The organism is Deltaproteobacteria bacterium (genome assembly GCA_020848905.1).
In the GTDB taxonomy this organism is placed as follows: domain Bacteria; phylum Myxococcota_A; class Polyangia.
The window spans coordinates 73,671-91,195 of record JADLHG010000006.1; the positions used below are offsets into that span (position 1 = coordinate 73,671).

The 17,525-nt window shown below is 71.1% G+C and carries 15 protein-coding genes; 6 read left to right on the forward strand and 9 right to left on the reverse strand.

All coding sequences use genetic code 11. The features are described 5' to 3' along the window. Positions 1-215: 215 nt before the first annotated feature. The 5 genes from IT371_04710 to IT371_04730 all read left to right on the forward strand — a co-directional run bounded on the left by IT371_04710 (position 216) and on the right by IT371_04730 (position 6,881). A complete protein-coding gene (locus IT371_04710) occupies positions 216-845 on the forward strand; it encodes a GNAT family N-acetyltransferase (GenBank protein MCC6746936.1) in 630 nt (209 codons plus the stop codon). Positions 846-963: 118 nt separating this feature from the next. Then, the gene (locus IT371_04715) at positions 964-2,796 is read left to right on the forward strand and encodes a fatty acyl-AMP ligase (GenBank protein MCC6746937.1); all 1,833 of its coding nucleotides are present in this window, start codon (positions 964-966) and stop codon (positions 2,794-2,796) included. A 244-nt stretch (positions 2,797-3,040) separates the two neighbouring features. Then, entirely contained in the window at positions 3,041-5,206 is a 2,166-nt protein-coding gene (locus tag IT371_04720; protein ID MCC6746938.1) for a hypothetical protein, read from the forward strand. After that, positions 5,194-6,603, forward strand: coding sequence for an outer membrane protein transport protein (locus tag IT371_04725; protein ID MCC6746939.1), 1,410 nt, complete (start codon positions 5,194-5,196; stop codon positions 6,601-6,603). Before IT371_04720 ends, IT371_04725 begins: the two co-directional genes overlap by 13 nt. Before the next feature lie 56 nt (positions 6,604-6,659). Beyond that, positions 6,660-6,881: a hypothetical protein gene (locus IT371_04730; GenBank protein ID MCC6746940.1), complete on the forward strand. Its 222-nt coding sequence runs from the start codon at positions 6,660-6,662 to the stop codon at positions 6,879-6,881. Between the two features lie 43 nt (positions 6,882-6,924). Here IT371_04730 and IT371_04735 read toward each other — a convergent pair whose 3' ends face one another. The 8 genes from IT371_04735 to IT371_04770 all read right to left on the reverse strand — a co-directional run bounded on the left by IT371_04735 (position 6,925) and on the right by IT371_04770 (position 14,901). Then, the gene (locus IT371_04735; protein ID MCC6746941.1) at positions 6,925-7,443 is read right to left on the reverse strand and encodes a hypothetical protein; all 519 of its coding nucleotides are present in this window, start codon (positions 7,441-7,443) and stop codon (positions 6,925-6,927) included. Positions 7,444-7,670: 227 nt separating this feature from the next. Further along, positions 7,671-8,096, reverse strand: coding sequence for a hypothetical protein (locus IT371_04740; GenBank protein ID MCC6746942.1), 426 nt, complete (start codon positions 8,094-8,096; stop codon positions 7,671-7,673). Positions 8,097-8,180: 84 nt separating this feature from the next. Continuing rightward, a complete protein-coding gene (locus IT371_04745; protein MCC6746943.1) occupies positions 8,181-8,945 on the reverse strand; it encodes a hypothetical protein in 765 nt (254 codons plus the stop codon). 24 nt (positions 8,946-8,969) lie between these two features. Next, positions 8,970-9,695 (reverse strand): CoA-transferase subunit beta, encoded by a 726-nt coding sequence (locus IT371_04750; protein ID MCC6746944.1) that lies wholly within the window; start codon positions 9,693-9,695, stop codon positions 8,970-8,972. A gap of 19 nt (positions 9,696-9,714) precedes the next feature. Further along, positions 9,715-10,605: a CoA transferase subunit A gene (locus tag IT371_04755; GenBank protein ID MCC6746945.1), complete on the reverse strand. Its 891-nt coding sequence runs from the start codon at positions 10,603-10,605 to the stop codon at positions 9,715-9,717. A 13-nt stretch (positions 10,606-10,618) separates the two neighbouring features. After that, complete coding sequence (locus tag IT371_04760) at positions 10,619-11,971, reverse strand: acetyl ornithine aminotransferase family protein (GenBank protein MCC6746946.1); 1,353 nt, start codon at positions 11,969-11,971, stop codon at positions 10,619-10,621. A 12-nt stretch (positions 11,972-11,983) separates the two neighbouring features. Beyond that, entirely contained in the window at positions 11,984-13,552 is a 1,569-nt protein-coding gene (locus tag IT371_04765) for an aldehyde dehydrogenase family protein (GenBank protein ID MCC6746947.1), read from the reverse strand. Positions 13,553-13,584: 32 nt separating this feature from the next. Continuing rightward, positions 13,585-14,901, reverse strand: a complete 1,317-nt coding sequence (locus IT371_04770) for an aminotransferase class III-fold pyridoxal phosphate-dependent enzyme (GenBank protein ID MCC6746948.1) — start codon at positions 14,899-14,901, stop codon at positions 13,585-13,587. A gap of 115 nt (positions 14,902-15,016) precedes the next feature. Between IT371_04770 and IT371_04775 the strand changes: the two genes are divergently transcribed. Continuing rightward, a complete protein-coding gene (locus tag IT371_04775; protein MCC6746949.1) occupies positions 15,017-16,378 on the forward strand; it encodes an amino acid permease in 1,362 nt (453 codons plus the stop codon). On the opposite strand, the gene IT371_04780 is transcribed toward IT371_04775, so the two are convergent. Further along, a complete protein-coding gene (locus tag IT371_04780; protein MCC6746950.1) occupies positions 16,336-17,520 on the reverse strand; it encodes a M28 family peptidase in 1,185 nt (394 codons plus the stop codon). The two genes, IT371_04775 and IT371_04780, sit on opposite strands and share 43 nt — an antisense overlap. Between the last annotated feature and the right edge of the window lie 5 nt (positions 17,521-17,525).

Genomic DNA, 17,525 nt, shown 5'->3' on the forward strand with positions numbered 1-17,525 from the left:
GCGCCGCCGTCGCGCGGTGGCGAGAGGCTCGGGTGCGTTGTCCCCGCTGCGGCTGGCGGCCTAGCCGGTCGGCGCCGGGGACACCCAGCTCAAGTACGTCGCGCGCCGGAGACGCGCTTCGGGGCACGAGCCAGATTTCAACGAGATGGCGCGCCGCGGGGGGCGGCCGCAGGTTGGCCCGGCTCTTTCATAAGGATCCCCCCGGAGGTCGGATTATGCGTGTCGCCCACTCTCCATTGGCGCGGCTCTTCTTGCGGCCGGCGCTCGTCGTGGCGCTGGCGCTCGTCCCGCTGGCCGCTGCCGCGCGGACGCCCACGCCGCTGCGCACGGAGGTGCCCGCCGGGTATCGCCCCGCCGAGCGCGCGACCGAGGCCATGGTGGGAAAGCTCGTCGGGCTCGACCAGCGCTGCTTCCCGCAGGCCGACTGGTACGGCGCGCGAACCTGGCAGAGCCTGGTGCCGGTCACGCACGTTCTGCTCACCGCCGACGGACGAGGCTTCGCCGCCGCGATCGCCGCCTGCGCCATAGGGACCGCCCCGAGCTGGCTGCGCGACTCCCTCGCCGGGGGGGGCCTGAGGGACTCGCGAGCCACCTACATCGCCAGCATCGCAGTGGATCCGGCCCATCAGCGCAAGGGGCTCGCGGCCTGCCTGATGCAGATGCAGCAGATCGTGCCCTCCAACCGCGATGCCTACCTGCACGTGCGCAAGGGGAACGACCCCGCGATTGCCCTCTACCGGCGCCTCGGCTTCGAGATCGTAGAGGAGCTCGGTGCGGGGGCCGTCTACCACGACGAGGCGGCCCTCCTGATGCGACGCCTCGCGCTCCCCGGGAAACAGAACTAGCGAGAATTCCATCTCTCACCGCCCGCGCGCGCCAAACTCTTGCCAATTGGCCGGACCTGGCTTACCAGCGAGGAGAGGCCCCGCCGTGACGGGGGTCACATTGGAGGTTCCGATGCCCATGACCACGCCCGGGTCTTCACTCGTGGGGATGCTCCGCGCCCGCGCCGAGCAGGCCCCCGAAAAGCTCAGCTACACCTATCTCGCGAGCAGCGGCGCCGTGGAGCGCGAGCTGACCTGCGGGGGGCTCGACCGCGAGGCCCGGGCCATCGCCGTCGCGCTACAGGCCTTCGCGGCCCCCGGCGACCGCGCGCTCATGATCTATCCCCCGGGGATGGAGTTCATCAGCGGCTTCTTCGGCTGTCTCTACGGCGGGCTGATTGCCGTGCCGGCCTATCCGCCGGACCCCACGCGCCTGCAGCGCAGCCTGCCGAGGCTGCTGGCGATCATCAAGGACGCGCGCCCCACGGTGGTGCTCACCACGCGGGCCATCGCCGCCATGGCCGAGGGGCTCTTCCCGATGGCCCCGCAGCTGCGCGCGCTGCACTGGATCGCGACCGACGCGGTGGAGCTCGAGCAGTCCTCGGCCTGGCGCGACCCGGAGGCCGACGCCGCGACGCTGGCCTTCTTCCAGTACACCTCGGGTTCCACCGGCGTGCCGAAGGGCGTGATGATCACGCACGGCAACCTCCTGCACAACCAGGGGCTCATCCGGCGCTTCTTCCGGCAGGATGAGAGCACGGTGGTCGTCGGCTGGCTGCCCCTCTATCACGACATGGGGCTCATCGGCAGCGTGCTGCAGCCGCTCTACGTGGGCGGCAGCTGCGTGCTCATGTCGCCGCTGGCCTTTCTGAAGCACCCGCTGCGCTGGCTCGAGGCGATCACGCGCTATCGCGGCACGACGAGCACCGCGCCGAACTTCGGCTACGACCTCTGCGTGCGCAAGGTGCGCCCCGAGAACCTGGCCAGCCTCGATCTGTCGAGCTGGAAGCAGGCGCTGAACGGGGCCGAGCCGGTGCGCGCGGATACGCTCGCGCGCTTCGCCGAGACCTTCGCGCCCTGCGGCTTCGACCGGCGGGCCTTCTTCCCCTGCTACGGGCTGGCCGAGGCCACGCTGGTCGTGACCGGCCAGCGCGCGGGTGACGAGCTGACCGTGCGGCGCGTGGAGGCCTCCGCGCTCGAACGGCACGAGCTCTGCGATGCGGCGAACGACGCTCCGACGGTGCGCGCCCTCGTGGCCTGCGGCGACGTGGACCCCGAACAGGAGGTGCGGATCGTCGAGCCTGAGAGCCGCGTCCCCTGCGCACCCGATCAGATCGGCGAGATCTGGGTGCGCGGCCCGAGCGTGGCGCAGGGCTACTGGAACCGCCCCGAGGAGACGGAGGAGACCTTCGGCGGGCGCCTGGCCGGCAGCGGCGAGGGCCCGTACCTGCGCACCGGGGACCTCGGCTTTCTGCACGACGGCGCGCTCTACGTCACCGGGCGCGTGAAGGACCTCATCATCGTGCGCGGGCAGAACTACTACCCGAGCGACGTGGAGTGGGCTGCCGAGGGGGCGCACGCCGCGCTCCGCCCGGGGTCGTCGGCGGCCTTCGCGCTCGACACCGGCGCCGAGGAGCAGGTCGTGCTCGTGGCCGAGGTGGACCGCCGGTTCGATCCCTCCGAGGGGGGGACCCTGGCCACCGACGACGTGGCCGAGGCGGTGCGTCAGGCGGTGTCGGCGCGCTGCGGGCTGCACCTCGCCACGGTGGTCCTGATCAAGGCCGGCGCGCTCCCCAAGACCTCGAGCGGCAAGCTCCAGCGGCGGGCCTGCCGCGCGGCGCTCCTCGCCGGAGAGCTCGAGCCGCTCGGCACGAGCAGCGCGGCCGCCAAGGGCTCGGCTCCAGACCTGTCGAGCTTCGTCCCCGCGCCCGCGGCGGGGGCCGTGTCCTCCGACGACCGGGCCAGCTCGTAGCCGGACCTCCGCTCGCCGGCCCCGCGCGGCCTCGGCGGTCACCTCTACCAGTTTCGGAGGGACGGTTGACCCCAGGCCTCGGGGGCAGGGCCGGCCTTTCCGCAAGTATCCTGGCGGCGTAGCGCCCGCGGGCTCCCGTGCGGCGTGCGCCGACGGGCGGCACGGATCCTGCTCATTACCTGGGCTCACCTGTGCAATTCGCGGGGGGGGCCTGTTCGGCCGTCACCTCGGGTGGAGGGGTTCCGTGAGGCGTCGACTCAGCATGATTTCCGCCGCCGTCCTGGCCGCGCTCCTCGCGCCGCCGGCTCGCGCGCAGGTCTGCGAACGCAGCCTCGCCTTGCGCGTGAACACGCGGGGGCTCGCGTTCGTCGCCGAGCAGGTCAAGGCCCGCGTGCCGACCGAGCTCGCGCTCCCGGCCGTGAAGAAGACCGTCGTGGACTGGCCGCTCACCGACAAGGACGCAGAGGTCCAGATCGACGGGCTGACCGTGAAGCTCGCGCTCGACGAGCTGACCCTGAAGCCCGACGGCGAGGCGCTGGGCGTGCACGTCAAGGCGCGCGTGACGAGCGGCGGACCGGTGATCGTGAACAACCCCTACCTCGGGGCCGGGCGCGCCAACTGCCAGCTCGACCTGGACCTGCAGGCGCTCGAGATCGACCTGGGTCTGCAGCTCTCGAGCCCCGGCGGGCAGCTCCAGCTCACGGTGACGAAGGCGCTGGTCAAGCTGGACAACGAGCGCAGCAAGACGGCGCTCACCGGCTGCGCTCTCGGGGACGGCCTCACGGCCATCCTGGGCTTCGTCCGGCAGCACCTGATGGGGACCGTGCAGAGCAAGATCGAGGCGCTGGCGAAGGAGAAGATCCCCGAGCTCGTGAAGAGCAAGCTCGGCGAGACGCTCCAGCGGTCGGGCGAGCTGAAGGGGATCGGCTACACCGTGCAGCTCGGCGGGCTGGCCACCGACGAGGGGGGCCTCGAGGCGCTCGTCGGGGCGGGGGTGACGCTCGCGCCGGTCGAGCCCGCTCCCGCCTGCGCGGCGTCGGGGCCGAAGGGGCCGGCAGTCTGCCTGAGCTCGCGTCCCGCGCTCGGGGCGCGCTCGGAGGCGATGTTCGGCGTGGCGGTGGCCGAAGGGATGCTGAACCACGTGATCGAGGCGGCCTGGCGCGCGGGGAAGCTCTGCCTGGATAGCCGCACGATCACCAACCCGCTCGTCGCGGCCGGGCTCTTCAGCCTCGGCCCCAAGCTCGGCCAGCCCGAGGGGACGAAGGTCTCCTTCGTGCTGCGGCTCTCCGAGGCGCCGAGGCTGCACATCGGCGCGCAGAGCGGAATCACCCTCGGGCTCACCGGGGTGGACCTGCGCGTCACGCTCGCTCCGCCGGGGGGCCCCGAGGGAGGGCTCGCCCTCTCCGCCGACCTCGCCGTGGGGGTCTCTCCCGCGGTGGACCCGCAGACCGGCTCGGTCAGCCTCGAGCTCACGAACGTGACCGTGGGGCGTCTCGCTCTCGCGGGGAAGGACGGCAGCGCGAGCGGCCTGGCTTTCGACGCCGCGCGCCTCGAGCAGTTCCTGACCCAGGTGGCGCTGCCGACGCTGCAGCAGAAGGTCGCGAACCTGAAGCTGACGCCCGCGGTGCTGCAGGTGCAGGGTTTCCTCCTCGAGCTGAAGCACTTCTCCACGGTGGACGGCTCTCTCGCGCTCTACGTCGACCTCTACCAGCCGAAGCCGAGCGGGGAGCGCGTGCCCCCCGAGACGACGCTGCTCGACCGGCCCGCCGGGATCCTCTCGCCGCGCGTGCTGTCGCTGACCGCGGCCGGTCAGGACAACGAGACGCCGGCGAACCTGCTGCGCTACGCCTTCCGCGTGGACGGCAACAAGTGGAGCGAGCCGAGCTTCGGTCGCCGCCTCGACGTGACGATCCACGGCGGCAAGCACCTGATCGAGGTGTCGGCGGTGGACCTCGCCGGGAACGTGGACCCCACGCCGGCCTCGTTCGCGGTAGAGGTGGACCACCTCCCGCCGACGGTGGACCTGATGGCGCGCCCCGACGCGCTGGTGTCGAGCCGCAAGATTGCGGTCGCCTTCTCGGCCGCCGACGACCGCACGCCGGCGATGGAGCTCGCGGCGACCGCCGAGCTGCTGCGCCTGCCCGAAGGAGGCGGTATGCCGGCGGTGGTGAAGGTCTCGCCGCTCGAGAAGGGCGCCACGGTGGCCAGCTTCGATGGGCTCGAGGGCGGGGTCTACAAGGTGCGCCTCACGGTGCGTGACGCGGCCGGGAACGTGACCTCGATGGACGTGGGCTTCACCGTCGAGCCGCAGACCGGCTGCAGCGTCGGTACCCCCGCGGGCGCCGGGTCGACGCTCGCCTTCATCCTGCTCGGTCTCGTGCTGCTCGGTCGCCGCCGATGGAGATCCTAGTCCGTCGCCGAGCCTTGGCCCTCCTCGCGTTCGTCGCCTGCGCCGGCTTCGCGAGCAGCGCTCGCGCGGCCCCCATCGGCTCGCTCTTCTCGGGAGCCACCGCGGACGATCCCGCCGCGACCTACTACAACCCGGCGGCGATGACGCAGATCGCGGGGACGCAGGGTCTCCTCTGGAGCGGGCTCGCCTTCGTGCGCGGGCACTACCAGCGGGACACGCGCGACGCCTATAGCGGGCAGAGCTTCCCGCAGGCCGACCTGAACGTGCTCAAGCCCGGACCGAACGGGGGCGTCGTGACTTCTGCGGGCCTGCGTCGCTGGCGCTTCGGGCTGGGCTTCTCCGTCCCCATCCTGGACGGCGCGCAGTGGCCGGCGGAGACGGAGGGACGCCCCTCCTCGACGCGCTACCACGCCTTGAGCGCGCGCCTCCTGGAGCTGGCGATCCAGCCCTCGGTGGCCTTCCGGGTGACCCGCTTCCTCTCGCTCGGCCTCGGCGTGGACGTGGTCGGGGTGCAGCTCGCCCACGAGGTGCAGACGGACTTCGGCGCCAAGATCAACCAGCTCGCCTGCGAGGGAGTCGGGGCGGGGAGGCCTTGCGCGGTAGACACGCCGCTCGCCCGCGAGAACCCCGCCTACGCTGCGCTCACGACCGTCAAGGGCTTCGGCTGGAGCGCGGGAGTGGGGGCGGGCGTGCTCGTCACGCCCCGTCGCTGGTTGCGCCTCGGACTCGGGGTGCGGAGCGGCGGCTTTCGCGTCCGCATCCCGGTGAACATGCGCGTGGAGCTCCCCGGCGCGGTCACGCAGTACGTGCGCAACAACCTTCCGTCGGTGAAGCTCCCGGAGCTCGAGGCCGAAGGAGAGGTGGAGGTGACCTCGCCGATGCGGGTCACGGCGGGGATCGCCCTCTTCCCCATTCGCCCTCTCGAGCTGGCGGTCGACTTCCAGTGGATCGACAAGTCCGCCATGTCGATCCTCGTGGGCAACATCCATCGCTCGAGCTCCTCGCTGATCAGCGATCAGGTGCTGATCAAGACCTCGCTCGACGTCTTCCACCTGGCGCTGCGCGCGGCCTATCGGGTACACCGCACCCTGCGCCTCGCCCTGCGGGTGGAGTGGGAGCCCAACACGCGCCCCGAGCGCTTCACCAGCCCCGGCAGCGTGGACTTCGACCGCGTGGCGCTCCTCGCCGGCCTGGCCTACTCCCCCTTCCGGTGGCTGACCGTGCTCGCCGAGTACGGGCGCTACTTCGCCTTCTCCCGCACCGTGGGGGCGTCCAACTACGCCCCGAACGCGAGTCCCACCACCCCCGAAGAGGAGGGGCTCGACAAGACCAGCCCCACGGGGCGCTACTCGGCCGAGATCGACCGGGTGGGTCTCGGCGTGCTGCTCAGCTTCTGACCGGGACGGAATCGCGCCCCTCAAGGTTTGTGCGCCCCGGCCGTTGTGGGGACAAGATGGACCCCAGGGCCCCCAAACGCGATCGCCCCACCGTCGAGCTGAACGTGATCGAGCACGTTCAGGACAATCTGGTGGCGCTCGCGTTCCTGCTGCACGAGGACCCCGCGGGGGTGGCCGAGGCGATGCGCCGTCAGCTCGAGCTGCTGGACGCGCTGCGCGGCGGTGGGCGGTCGGGGGAGTCGGTGGAGGTCGTGGAGGCGGCCGCCGTGGCGGCGTGAGGCCGCGTGCCTGCGGGGATGGATCGCGGCCAGGGGCCCAGGTTCAGTCGCCGTGCTCCATGAAGACCTCTAGCCGCTTGCCCCGGTTGCTCGGCGTCTTCAGGCAGAAGAAGACCTGGTGCGGGATGCTGAAGTACGTGTCGCCGACGGCCGGGCCCCCCACGAGACCGCGATATACCACGTCCTGAAGCACACCCAGCCGCTGGAAGCCGTCGATCGCGCCCAGCATGGTGGCCAGGTCGTTGCCGAAGGTGTTGGCGTTCTTCGCGAGCTCGGCCTTCACGCGGTCGATACCGGCGACGGTCTTGAAGGTCACGCCCTTGCGCTCGAAGTTGCGCATGTCGGAGCGGATCTGCGCCCGCGTCGCGCGCCGGCTATAGGTGGCCGGATCGTACGCGCGGAAGGCGTAGGCGCCGTTCCCGAGCTCCATCGAGCAGAGGCGGCCGATGTACTTGTTCATCTGCGCCGAGGTCGACGCGGGACCGGCGGGCGTGGCGTGCGCCGCAGAAGCGACGGCGAGCACGCAGCCCACGAGGGCGAGCTTCAAGCCAGTGGGTTTCATCACGGAGTCTCCTTGGGTTCGAGGCACGTAGACGTAGATGGCGCGAGGCCGGGCCGGGTGCATCGCAGGAAGCGTGCCCGTGGAGGAACGCCGTAGTTACGGGGCCTGCGGACTCACGCGAGCGTGTCGAAACCGGAGCGGGTCTTCGGATTCGCGCGGCAGGTTCGGGGAGTGGCGGAGAGCGAGGAGGCTCTTCGCGGGCGGACGCGCCGCGCGGGGGCGAGAAGCTACGTCATGCCGCAGGCGAGGAGCTTCTTTCCCTCGCGGAAGTGGACCTCCATCTTGGTCGCGGCTGGTATCGCCGTGACCAGCCCCGTGCCGAAGGTGGGATGCTGGATGACCTCGTCCACGACGAAGCGGTCCCTCGGCGTGTAGGTCCGCGCGAGCGACGCCCCCGCCGAGAGGCGCTCGTCGAGCTGTGACGGGCGAGGGTCGGTCTTCGGGCCCGCCGCCGCCTTGCGAGAGCCTCCCGCGGCGCGCGGCTTCGGCTCCCCCGGCGGACCGGCGCGGAAGGCGTGCTGCTTGTGGCAGCGGTGGCATTCCACCTTGGCGGGTTTCTGGCCGACCATCGCCACGACGACGTGCCAGGTCATCAGGCGGCAGGCGGTGCAGTAGGATTCGATATCGGCGCAGACTTTGGGAGTGGAGGACATCGACAGAAGGTAGCACAAAGCGCCGCGCGTGACCGGCTCATCGCAGGAGTTTCGTGCGCGAGCCGCGCGACGCGCTAGGCTACTCTACTCCACGACGATCGCCTCCGCGTGGGCGAGCGACCGTCCGCTGTAGACGTCGGTGATCGCGAACTCCAGCTTGAAGGTGCCCGGACGCGGAATCTTCAGGTCTCCGGTGACGGTGGACACGCGGAGCGCGACGTCGGGACGCATCACCTTGTCGAGGAAGTTCGGGAAGTCCGCGAGCACGTCGCCCGCGGCGCCCTTGATCGTGAGCCGCAGCTTGAGGTGCGTGGCCTTGTCCTTGAAGGTCACGCCGTGCACCTCCATGCGGAAGTGCACGCGCTCGCCGACCTTGTAGATGTTGCTGTGGGCCTTCTTCGCCTCGTCCTCGAAGCGGAAGCTCGCCACGCGATAGGTCGCATAGGCTTCGTTGGCCGCGGCGCGCTGGGCCTTGGTCACCGCCTCGCCCGACAGGTTGAAGGCCGTCAGCTTCCCCTCGGTGAGGGTCAGCCCGAGCTTCACCTCGCCCCCCGCGAACTGCAGCGCGTAGCTCGCCTGCTGGCCGCCGCCGAGCTGGACGCTGAGCCCCGTCATGCTGCGCCCGCCGAGCGCGCCGAGCTGCTTCACGACCTGCGAGAAGGCGGCGAACTTGGCCTCGGGGATCTGCTCCACGAGGGCCGGGTGTGCCATGGCCTTGAAGCGCGCGTAGCTCCCCTCGCCGAGCGCGCCGAGGAGCTCGTCGGTCGCTCCCTCCAGCGCCTTCTTGGTGCTGCAGCCGAGGAGCAACGTGACCGCGAGGCCGATCAGGTGTCCCGATCTCACGCGCATGAGGCGATCCTTTCGTGGTGATGGTCAGCGACTCGCGCCGAGGGTCAGCTCGTCTCGAATCAGGTGGAGCTCTTCGGCGGTGGGGGGCTCCGTCCGGGCGAGAGTCGGGGCGACCTTGACCTCCCAGCCGAGGTTCTGCCGCACCTGCTCGACGGTGCAGCCCGGGTGGAGCGACGCGAGCATCATCTCGTCGTTCTCGAACGTGTAGCAGCCGAGGTCGGTGATCACCATCGCCGGGCCGCCTCCGGGGAGGCCGAGCTCCTGGCGCCGCCCCGGCCCGTCGAGAAAGCCCGGGGAGGTGATGAAGTCCACGCGCTCGGGAAAGGTGCGCTTGGTCTGCGTGGCCACGATCAGCACCTTGCCCGCCAGGATCGAGATCTCGCAGGCGCCGCCGCTCCCCGGCAGCCGCACCTTGGGCCGGGCGTAGTCGCCCACCACGGTGGTGTTCAGGTTGCCGAAGCGGTCGATCTGCGCCCCTTGCAGGAAACCCACGTCGATCCGGCCGCCCTGCAGGTAGTAGTTGAAGACCTCGAACATCGAGCAGACGGAGAGCGAGTTGGTGACGAGGGACGGGTCGCCGATCGAGACCGGCAGGCGCTCCGGCGTGGCCCCCACGGCCCCCGATTCGTAGAGCAGCACGAGGTCCGGCGCGTGGAGCCGTCGCGCCAGGTTGCAGGCCAGGTTCGGCAGGCCGATCCCCACGAAGACGACCTGGCCGTCCTCGAGCTGCCGCGCGGCCTGGCAGATCATCATCTCGTTGGCGGTGTACTCAGTAGCCATAGTTCACCGGCTGGCAGAGCTGGGGTCGGGCCCGCAGGCGCGTGAGCTCCGCGCCCATCTTGGCCACGTATTCGGCGCGATGCGCCACGCCGTAGACCCATTCGTCGAGGTAGCGCTCGAGGCCCGCGGCGTCCTTCGACAGCTCGCCCCACCGCAGGTAGAAGTCGTTGTCCCGGTCGTAGAAGCCCTGGGCGAAGGAGGGGTGGCAGCCCCACGGCTCGTGGACCACCGCGCTGACGATCGTCCCCGGGATGAGCGTGCGGTTGGGGTCCGCGCGAATCACCGCCTGCTCGACGATCTCCTCGGCCACCACGATCACGTGGCGCGCGGCGAAGGCCGCCTCGCGCTGCACGCCGAGGAGCCCCCAGACCTGCGCGTTCCCCTCGGCGTCGGCGCGTTGCACGTGCACGATCGTCACGTCGGGGCGGAGCGCCGGTACCGTGGCCAGCTCCTCGCCGGTGTAGGGGCAGCGCACGGATTTGATCGATGGGTTCACTTTGGGCAGGTCGCTCCCCCGGTAGTCGCGCAGCGGGAAGAAGGGGAGGTGCGCGGCCCCGGCGGTGAAGCGCGCCACCATGCCGAAGTGCGAGTACTCCTCGAGCTCGAGCGAGGGCGTGGCGCCCGCCCCCTCGACGGCCCGACGGAGGGCGTAGAGCGAGCCGGCCCCCGGATTCCCGGCCCAGGAGAAGACGAGCTTCCGCACGCAGCCGGCGCCGATCAGCTGGTCGTAGACCAGGTCGGGGGTCAGACGACAGGCCACGAGGTTCCGCTTCTTCTGCCGGATGATCTCGTGCCCCGCGGCGAAGCAGATGAGGTGCGTGAAGCCCTCGATCACCAGCGTGCAGCCGTCCTCGACGTAGCGGCCGACGGCCTCGGCCATTGAAACGAGCTTTCTAGAGCGCACGTTCGTTTTCCACCTCGGCAAGCACCTCGTCGAAGATCGCGAGCGCGCGATCGGCGTCTTCCTGGTCGATGGTCAGGGGGGGCGAGAAGCGCACCACGTTCTCGCCGCAGTCGAGCAGGAGCAGCCCCTTGCGGAAGGCCCGCAGGATCACCTCCTGGGTCTCGTTCGAGGCGCGCTCCTTGGTGTCGCGGTCCCGCACGAGCTCGATGCCGATCATCAGCCCGAGCCCTCGCACGTCGCCGACCAGTCGGCGGCGCTGCTTGATGCGGTGCAGCTCGATCATCAGATAGTGGCCGAGGCGGGCGGCGTTGCCCATCAGCTCGTGCTCGACGAGCTCGAGGGTGGCGAGCGCGGCCTCGCAGGCCACCGGGTTGCCGCCGAAGGTGCTGCCGTGGCTCCCCTTGCTCCAGGTGGAGACGTCGGCCCTGGCCACGATGGCGCCGAGCGGCAGCCCCGAGGCCAGGCCCTTGGCGGTGGTGACCACGTCGGGCTCGAGCCCGACGTGGTCGGAGGCGAACCAGCGGCCGGTGCGCCCGATGCCGCTCTGCACCTCGTCGGCCACGCAGAGGATGCCGTACTTCTGGCAGATGGTCTTGAGCTCGGAGAGGTAGTCGGGGGGGGGCACGACGTAGCCCCCTTCCCCCTGGATCGGCTCGACCACGATTGCCGCGACCTCCTCGGCCGGAACGCGCCGCTTGAAGATCTCGTCCTCGAGCACCTGCAGGCACGCCAGCCCGCAGCTCGGGTAGGTCAGGTTGTAGGGGCAGCGGTAGCAGTGGGCGTACGGGATGTGCGTCACCCCCGGCAGGAGCGGGCCGAAGCCCGTCCGCTGCTTGGCCTTGCTCGCGGTGAGGCTGAGCGCGCCGAGCGTGCGCCCGTGGAAGGCGCCGGCGAAGGCGATGAGCTGGGGCCGCTTGGTGTGGTAGCGGGCCAGCTTGATCGCGGCCTCCACCGCCTCGGTGCCGGTGTTGCCGAGGAAGGCCCGCTTCGGCGACTTGCCGGGGGCGATCTCGCAGAGCTTGCGCAGGACCCCGGTGAGCGAGGCGTAGAAGAAGTCCGTGCCGCAGATGTGCAGGAACTTGGCCGCCGCGCGCTGGATCGCCTCGACGACCTTCGGGTGGCTGTGCCCCGTGGTGGCCACGCCGATCCCCGACATGAAGTCGAGGTAGCGGTTGCCGTCCACGTCCTCGATCATCGCGCCGTCCCCGCGCTCGACGGCCAGGGGGTAGGCCTTGATGTAGCAGTTCGAGGCGTACTTCTTGTCCTCGGCGATGAGGGCCTGCGCCTTGGGTCCCGGGGGAGGGGTGTGGATCGCCGGGTAGCTCTTCGCTTGGGTCGTCACGTGGGTCTCCGTTCAGTAGGCGTGGCGGGTCCGGCTCTGCTCGCGCAGGAACCGGAGGAGGTAGTTCGGGCCGAGGCCCGCGGGCCCGGTCGAGCCCGAGGCCTTCCAGCCGCCGAAGGGGTTGACTCCCGGCCAGGCGCCGGTGGTGGCGCCGCTGCGCCGGTTCACGTAGGTCACCCCCGCCTCGATGTTTGCGAGGAAGTATTCTATTTCGGCCGGGACGCGGCTGAAGAGCCCCGCGGTCAGGCCGTAGGGGGCGGCGTTGGCGAGGGTCAGGGCCTCGTCGAGGTCCGCGACCGGCGCGACGAGCAGCAGCGGCGCGAAGAGCTCCTCGTGAAAGAGCGCGCTCGAACCGTCCCGGCAGCGCACGACGGTCGGGGGGACGTAGTGGCCGTGGGCCAGCCGCTCGTCGGAGAGGGCGTCTCCGCCGACCAGTAGCTGGTGTCCCTCCGCCCGGGCGCGCGCCACGTGGTGCGCGAAACCGACCTTGGCCTGCGCGCTGATGAGCGGCCCGAGGAAGGTCTCGCGCGCCGTCGGCGGGCCGACCGTGAGGCCGCGGACCCGCGCGACGAGCCGGTCGAGGAACGGCTCGAGCACCTCGCGGGCCACGTAGGCGCGCGAGCAGGCGCTGCACTTCTGGCCCCCGTAGCCCATGGAGGAGCGCATCACCCCCTCGGCCGCCGCGTCGAGGTCGGCGCTGGCGAGCACGATCGCCGGGTTCTTGCCGCCCATCTCGATCACCATCGGCTTCGGGTAGTCGCTGCCGAAGGACCGGTAGAGCTGCATGCCGACGGCGTACGAGCCGGTGAAGGCCACGCCCGCGCAGAGCGGGTGCGAGACGAGGGCTTGCCCGGCCTCCTCGCCGTCGCCGCAGACGAGCTGCAGGACGTCGGGTGGCAGACCCGCGCCGGCCAGCACCTCGAAGAGCAGGTGCCCGGTCAACGGCGCCTGCTCGGCGGGCTTGTAGACCACGGTGTTCCCGGCGAGGAGCGCGGCCGAGATCATGCCGACCGAGAGGGCCGCCGGAAAATTGAAGGGCGCGATCACGGTCCAGGCCCCGTAGGGGCGGTAGACGCTCTCGTTCTCCTCGTCGGCGCCGAGGCGGTTCATCGGCTCGCGGTAGCCGTCGTGGCGCTCGAGGAGCGAGCAGTAGTACTCGATGAGGTCCACCGATTCCTCGGCCTCGCCCATCGCCTCGAAGCGGTTCTTGCCCACCTCGAAGGACATCAGCGCGGCGAGCTCGGTGCGGCGGGCGCGCAGGCGCTCGGCGGCCTGGCGCAGCAGCGCCGCGCGAGCGCGCCAGGGGGTGTCCCTCCAGGCGGGGAAGGCGGCGTGCGCGGCCGAGAGGGCCAGGCTGGCCTCCTTGGCGGAGGCGCGCTGCACGCGCCCGAGGAGCAGGCGCGTATCGTGCGGCGCGTGCACCTCGGCGACTCGCGACGACTCGGAGGGGGCGGAGGCGATCACGTTGCGGTGGAGCGCGCCGAAGCGCCCTTCGAGCGCGCGGCAGGCCTGCTCGTAGTCGGCGTGGAAGCTCTCCGAGGAGAGGAGGGTGGTGTAGGTGATCTTGGGCTCGTTCGCCATGGGCTCTCCTCCCGCGGAGCGGGGCGTCGCGTTCACAGCTCGGTCAGCGCCTCGTCGAGGAGTCCGACGAGCTCGTCGAGCTGGGCCTTCGAGATGACGAGCGGCGGGGCCACGAGCAGGAGGTCCCCCCGCTGGCCGTCCACGTTGCCCACGTTGGGCCAGACGATGAGGCCGCGTTCGAGGGCCCGCGCCGTCAGCCGCTCCGCCACCCGCTCGGAGCGCGCGAAGGGCTCCTTCGTCGTGCGATCGGCGACGAGCTCGATCCCCGCGAGGAGCCCCTTGCCGCGGATGCTGCCCACGATCGCGTGGCGGTCGAGCCGCCTCAGGGCGTCGAAGAAGGGGGCCTCGAGCGTCGCCGCCCGCTCGACCAGCCGGTGCTGCTTGAGGTAGCGCAGGGTGGCGAGTCCCGCGGCGCAGGCCGCCGGCGCGTGCGAGAAGGTCTGCGCGTGGTTGAAGTAGCCCTGGTTCGCCGCGAGGAGCTCGACGAGCTCGGGGCGCGCGACCACCGCCGAGAGCGGGGCCGTGCCGCCGGTGAGGCCCTTGCCGAGCGTCACGATGTCGGCGGCCACCTCCCAGTGCTCGAGGCTCAGCCACCGCCCCGTGCGCCCCATCCCGGCCAGGATCTCGTCGGCGATGAAGAGCACGTCGTAGCGGTCGCAGATCTCGCGGATCCGCCGGTAGTAGCCCTCGCCCGGGACGAGCGCGCCCCCCGAGGAGCCCACGATCGGCTCGGCCAGAAAGGCCGCCACGCTCTCGGGTCCCTCGGTCAGGATCGCCGCCTCGAGCGCGTCCCCCGTGCAGGCCGGACACCCCGGATGCCGGTAGTCGTCGGGGCACGCGATGCGCGGAAAGGTGCCGAGGTAGGGCTGGTAGCTCTTGCGGTAATGCTCCCGCGCCGAGAGCGAGAGGGCGAGCATGGTGTTGCCGTGGTAGGCCGGGGTGCGGGTGATGACCTTCCACTTGCCCGGCCTCCCGCGCTCGAGGCAGACCTGCCGCGCGAGCTTCACCGCGGCCTCGATCGCCTCGGAGCCGCTCGAGAGGAAGTAGCTGTAGCGGAGCGGCGGCGGCAGCACCTCGAGGAGCTCGCGCGCGAGCGCCTCCACCGGCGCATTCGTGAACTGCGTGCCGTTCACGTAGGCCACTTGGCGCAGCTGCGCCGCGACGGCGTCGGCGATCTCGGGCACGCCGTGACCGACGTTCACCACCATCGCTCCGCTCGAGCCGTCGAGGTAGCGCTTCCCCTGTTCGTCGAAGAGGTAGATCCCTTCGCCCCGCACGATGAGCGGGAAGGTGCGCTGCAGGTTCCGATAGAAGACCGGACTGTCGGGGAAGCGGTGGTTCGAGCTCATGCTGGATGGATCCGATCGCCTGAGGCCCGCCGGTATCGTTTTGGCGCGCCCAATGGTACATCTGCGCGGTTCGGCATTCAAACGTCGGCTCTCTCTTCCCTGGCCGAGGCGGGCGATGGACAACGCGCACGAGCACGGAGCCTTTTCCGAGGACTCGGAGCTCGCACGGCAGCTCGGGCTCTTCGACTCGGTGATGGTGGTCGTCGGGCTGGTGATCGGGTCGGGGATCTTCCTCACCACCGGAAGCATCGCCAAGGCCCTGCCGCACCCGAGCTGGGTGCTCGCCGTCTGGGGCGCCGGCGGCCTGATCTGCCTCGCCGGAGCGCTGACGCTGGCCGAGCTCGGCGCGATGATGCCCAAGGCCGGGGGGCAGTACGTCTTTCTGCGCGAGGCGTTCGGCGACCTGCCCGCCTTCCTCTTCGGGTGGGCCTACCTGTCGGTCGTGCACTCGGGGTCCATCGCCGCCGTCTCCGCCGGCTTCGCCGAGTACCTGAGCTTCTTCTTCCCCAAGGTGCCCCGCGGCGTCGCCTCGGTGGCCGCGGTGCTCCTCCTCACCTGGCTCAACGTCTACGGGGTCAAGGACAGCAGCCGGCTACAGAACGTCTTCACGCTGGCCAAGGTGGGGGCGATCCTGGCCATCGGCCTCGTCGGGAGCGTGCTCGTGCACAGCGGCGGCACGGAGGCCGTGCGGGCTCCCTTCGCCGGCACGCCCCCCTGGCCCGGCGCGGCGGCCTTCGGCGTGGGACTCATCGCGGTGCTCTGGACCTTCGACGGCTGGAACTGCATCACCTTCAGCGCCGGCGAGGTGAAGAACCCGCGCCGGAACCTCCCGCTCGCGCTGCTCCTCGGCACGCTGCTCGTGACGGCGCTCTACGTGGCGATCAACTACGTCTACCTGGCGGTGATCCCGATCGACCGGCTCAAGGAGACGGTGCGCGTGGCCGAGGTGGCGACGACCTCGCTCTTCGGGGCCAAGGGGACCGTCCTGCTCGTGGCCGTGGTGCTCGCCTCCACCTTCAGCAGCATGAACGCGATGATCCTCACCGGGCCGCGCATCTACTTCGCCATGGCGCGGGACGGGCTCTTTCTGCCGGCGCTCGGCAAGGTGGACGCGAAGCACGGGACGCCGGCCGCGGCGGTGATGGCGCAGGGAATCTGGGCCGCCGCGCTCGTCATCTTCGGCACCTACGACCAGCTCTTCACCATGGCCATGTGCGCGGCGATGGCCTTCTACGCCGCGACGGGGGCGGCGGTCTTCGTGCTGCGCCGCAAGGTCCCCGAGGCGCCGCGTCCGTACCGCACCTGGGGCTACCCGGTCACGCCGCTCGTCTACATCGCGGGGACGGCCTTCGTGATGCTGAACGGCTTCGTCGAGCGGCCGTGGGCCAGTCTGGCGGGCTTCGGGCTGGTGGCGACGGGGGTCCCCGTCTACCTCTACTGGCGCAGGCGACGGCGCGCCGACGCCGCGGGGCGATAGGGACCCGCGAGGTCGAGCGCCGCCGACAGCGCGGCCCGCGTGACGTTCGCCGCGTAGTCGAAGGACATCAGCTCGGGGATGTCGAACTCGTCGTGGTAGCCCACGCGGAAGCGGTCGTGGCGGTAGTTCACGTGCTCGTTGAGGAGCACCACCGGGATACCGGCCTTCGAGAAGATGATGCCGTCGGTCTGGTCGAGGTACGAGGTCTGGGCGCCGTAGGTGCGCACCACCGGCCGGAGGTCGAGGCCGAGCTCGCCCACCTTGCGCTCGATGCGGCCGGCCAGCTCGCGCGAGGCGGCGCTCCGCCCGGGGCAGAGCTGAAGCTTCTTTCGCCCCTCGCGATCCACGCCGATCATGTCCATCACGAAGACGCCGGCGATCTTCTCGCGGCGGGCCACCGCGCGCTTCACGTAGGCGCGCGCGCCGAGGCAGTCGGCCGGCATCTCCTCGCCCACCAGGTGCACGAGCTTGACCGTCTTCTTCAGGCGCACGCCGTTCGTGCGGCAGGCCGAGAGGAGCTCTCCCATCTCGAGCAGCGCGGCGGTGGCGCTCGCGTTGTCGTCGGCGCCGGGGACCGCCTGACCGAGCTCGAGCTTCCCCAGGTGCCGCGCGATCTGCCGGCGCGTGAGCCCGTAGTCGCGCGTGAGCTGCGGCAGCGTGTACTTGCGGATCTGTTCCTTGTCGGCGGTGTCGTAGTGGTCGCAGAGGAGGACAGCCTCCTTCGAGTCTCCGGGGAAGGTGACGATCACGTTCTCCAGGACCTGGCCCTCGTAGCGGATCCGCTGCCGCTCCACCGAGAGGCCCCGCGCGCGGTAGTGGGCCTCGAGCCAGTTCGCGGCCTCGGCGAGCTGGTGGCGCGGGCTCGCCACGTAGCGGTCGGTGAAGCGCACGCGGCGGCGCTGGCCGTTCGCGTTCGTCACGGTGGTCACGTGCCGGCCGGCGAAGAGCTCCACGTGGCGGCGATAGCGGCCGACCTGCACGTCGAAGGGGACGGGGGCGAGGGCGGGACGCGCGCGCTCGACCTCGCGCGCCGCGGGCTGCGACGCGCGTCGGGCCTCGGCGGGGGCGAGCCCGAGGACGAGCGCGAGGGCGACGGCGAGGGGGGCGAGAGCACGGAGACGGGCGGTGGTAGGGGTCGTCATGGGCT